Source organism: Vibrio sp. 10N.286.48.F5, assembly GCF_041469785.1.
GTDB classification, from domain to species: Bacteria; Pseudomonadota; Gammaproteobacteria; order Enterobacterales; family Vibrionaceae; genus Vibrio; species Vibrio crassostreae_C.
The window spans coordinates 1-3,423 of record NZ_JBFRLG010000069.1; the positions used below are offsets into that span (position 1 = coordinate 1).

Annotated in this window: 3 protein-coding genes; 1 reads left to right on the top strand and 2 read right to left on the bottom strand. The window is 41.6% G+C overall.

Going from position 1 to position 3,423, the window contains the following annotated elements:
* Positions 1–113 precede the first annotated feature (113 nt).
* On the bottom strand, positions 114–545 hold the full coding sequence (locus tag AB4185_RS21755) for a hypothetical protein (RefSeq protein ID WP_372135927.1): 432 nt from the start codon (positions 543–545) through the stop codon (positions 114–116).
* A gap of 452 nt (positions 546–997) precedes the next feature.
* Positions 998–2,128, bottom strand: coding sequence for an ISAs1 family transposase (locus AB4185_RS21760; protein WP_102332848.1), 1,131 nt, complete (start codon positions 2,126–2,128; stop codon positions 998–1,000).
* A 152-nt stretch (positions 2,129–2,280) separates the two neighbouring features.
* Between AB4185_RS21760 and AB4185_RS21765 the strand changes: the two genes are divergently transcribed.
* Positions 2,281–3,189, top strand: a complete 909-nt coding sequence (locus AB4185_RS21765) for an IS5 family transposase (RefSeq protein ID WP_372135928.1) — start codon at positions 2,281–2,283, stop codon at positions 3,187–3,189.
* The last annotated feature ends 234 nt before the right edge of the window (positions 3,190–3,423 follow it).

Below are 3,423 nucleotides of genomic sequence, written 5' to 3' on the forward strand. Positions count from 1 at the left end.
ACGATTGATTAGGGCTTGGTTATATTGTTTCCAGTTAGTTGTTCTGTAGCGAGGCTTTGGCATTGCTCTAAGTATGTGAGTGAACTTAGATGATCTGATCGTAGCTTTAAGCATTAGTTCCCTGATTTAGGAAACAAAGCCCCAGAAACAACATCACCAACGGCTACTGGTGCACCATTTACATTAATCTCAACAGCTTGAGATGGGTTTGCCACACCGTCAAAAGCTACTGATGCATCAACTAGAGTCCAGTTAGCTGAAGCTAATGCACCAACAACAGGAGTAACAGCATCACCATCATTTAAGTGAGACTCAAGTACGATAGTATCTGATTCAAACACACCGTCTGTGCTTGGAGTGATAGTACCGTTAAGCGCTGTTGTATCACCTCCTAGGCCAGTGATGATAAGTGCATCTGATGCGTTAGTTACTGGAACAGTGCCACTCCATACAACAGTAGCATTTGAAGATGCGTTAGCACCTGCACTTACTGCCATACCCATAAGAAGAACTGATGCTAGTGCGCTTTTTTTGAAGTTAAACATTTTACTTTCCTTTAAAGATTAAATATTTCATAAATTAGTAATCCCGCTCCTGCGTTTAAATTTGTTAACGCTCATCGGTGACAGGACGAAATAAATTATGCGGAACACTGGAAAAGAAATATTGGGCATTTGAAAATTCCATTTGCCGAAAATGCCGATTCGATAAAACCATCAACAGTAAAGCTAGTAATACCTACCTTCGTTTTATCTACATCTATAATAAAAACCTGCCCGATAAGCTATAGTTTAAATTCTAATAAAAGAAGATTGAATTACATAAGCAATCGAACAATACTTACCATAATAGAGATTATCGAGGACAAAGAATGCCGCTCACGTTTGCACACTTCTTAGAACAAGCCAGAAAGGAGCGAGGTTTAACACAGCAGGAGATGCTTGAGTTACTGCTTGAGGCCGACCCGACATTGTCTAAGCTCGACCTCAGGGCAAGATTACGAAGCCCCTTGCCCTGCAAGGACTTGCGAAAGGTAAGCGTTATTGCGGTTCGCTTTTTTCTGCTTTCTTTTGATCCCTGCTTTGAAGCTGATTTCTTCCGTCAGCAGATTTAAAGCTATATGTCTTATAACTGCTAAATTCTCACCGGCTTGCTCTCGACGTATCCGACATTCATCTTCTTTAAAACCAACGTCTAATCGCCAGTGCATCTGATTTTCAATGCTCCAATGTGCTCGCGTGCTCTCTAGTAAAGCTTTAGCCGTTAGTTTTGCTGAGCTTATGTAGTGCTTGATTTGCATTGTTTCTGCTGGCTTATCACCTTCTTGACGAATTGAAACGACCATACCAATTGTGGAGAGTTCAGCCCAATCAAACGCTATATAGCCTAAGAAATCTGTATTGTGAACAACCATACTCAAACGCGTTTCTGTACGACCATGCCCTTTCTCTTGAGTGACGTATTTATCACCTTCAAAACTATTAATCATACTAGAATTAAACACTTGGCTAATCGCTTGCTCCAATCGTTTTTGATTACCTTTTACCGCTAAGAGATAATCTGCATCTTGAGCGACTATCTTTTCAGCTATATCCTTCTGGCATCCCATAGCATCAATAGTCACTAAACAATCTCGCAAGGAAAGCATTTCAAGCAGTTCAGGGATCGCTTTTATTTCATTGCTTTTATCCGCAGTCTTCACTTGTCCTAGTACAACTTGGTTTGCTGCACTAAAGGCACTAACCATATGGATTGCACCACAACGCTTGTCTTTGTTGTATGTGCCTCTGAGAGTTTTGCCGTCGATAGCAATCACTTCACCCTCTGTCGTCTCATGACAGTCTTTCATCCACGCAGTAAAGCATCGTTGCAGTTGCTTGGCGGAAATAAGATTGATAACTCGGGCAATGGTATCGTGTACTGGTATGCCTTGTTTGAAATCACCATACTGCCTAAGCCATTCCAAGTTATCTTCACCAAAATCTTCAATATCCTCCCAACCTTCAGCACCAGCAATCACTGCTGCAATTGTTAAGAAGATAATGTCGGTTAGCGTGTGCTCTATTTTCCAAGCTTGGCGAGGGTCTCGAATAACTGAAATATGGTCCAAAAGGCTTAATCCATTCATTATGGCTAAATATCTGCTGTTAAAAAACAGTATATGATCACACCTAAATCTGATCATCAAATCGATCTTGAATGGGCGTTGTTGCCTAAATCAATTGAACCTTTTTCGAGTCCTGCGATCTGATCCTTTATGATGGTTAGAGCGGTGACAACATGGGTAAGGCGAAAAAGAAGATAACTAACTGGGCGGAGTACAATAAGGCTTTGTGCAAACGGGGCTCGGTTACGTTCTGGATAGATGATACAGCCGTAGATGCATGGCGATGCAAAACTCATCATGGTAAGCGTGGGAGAGGCTTTCAGTACTCTGATACAGCGATTGAAACCGCCTTGATGATTAAGGGCATCTTCTCTCTTCCTTTACGTGCTCTTCAAGGCTTTATCGACTCTATCTTTGAGCTATTAGATGTTCCACTAACGTCCCCTGACTACACCTGTATCAGTAAACGCTCGAAGACAGTTCAGGTCAAATATCGCAATAAATCCAAAGGAGCTATTCGCCATATAGCCATTGACTCGACTGGTCTCAAAGTTTTTGGCGAGGGTGAATGGAAAGTGAAAAAGCACGGCGCCGAAAAACGCAGAACTTGGCGTAAACTGCACTTAGCTGTTGATGTAGAAACTCATGAGGCCATTAGTGCAGAAGTCAGTCTTGTAAGTGTTGGCGATAACGAAGTGCTGCCAACATTACTCAACCCTTTACGTAGAAAGATCCATACAGTATCTGCTGATGGAGCATATGACACAAAAAGTTGCCATGAGACTCTGAAAAATAAGGGCTGTACTCCGTTGATACCACCTCGAAAGAATGCGGCTCTTTGGGAAGATGGGCATCCCAGAAATGAAGCTGTAGAGGCTCTTAAAAACGGAACAATAACGGAGTGGAAATCTGAGTCTGGTTACCACTATCGCTCAATATCTGAGACCGCAATGTCTCGATATAAAGGACTAACCAGCGGTAAATTGAGCTTGAGATGTTACAACGCTCAAGTGGGAGATATCATGGCGAATGTCAAAGCTATAAACAAAGTCATAGGACTAGGTATGCCTGTTAGAAGCTAACGATTAGTCAAATATGGCGTCGTTGAACCTCAAGCTGATTTGATCATATATGGACACTTCCTATTGGCAAGTAGTAAATCTGAAAGTTTTAGGTAAAAGATTGCAGACATATATCCGAGTTCAAGGACTCTTAATGATTTCCGCTGAGCATGCTCTTATCAACAACACGAACTTGAAAGTCCTAAGATCAAATCAGAGTTCCATACTCACGGTCTTATACCAATTAAAGTAAAA

What these genes read in the sequence shown, in the direction of transcription:
- AB4185_RS21765 (WP_372135928.1), top strand. Translation starts at nt 2,281, where the DNA reads ATGGGTAAGGCGAAAAAGAAGATAACTAACTGGGCGGAGTACAATAAG.
- AB4185_RS21755 (WP_372135927.1), bottom strand. Translation starts at nt 545, where the DNA reads ATGTTTAACTTCAAAAAAAGCGCACTAGCATCAGTTCTTCTTATGGGT.
- AB4185_RS21760 (WP_102332848.1), bottom strand. Translation starts at nt 2,128, where the DNA reads ATGAATGGATTAAGCCTTTTGGACCATATTTCAGTTATTCGAGACCCT.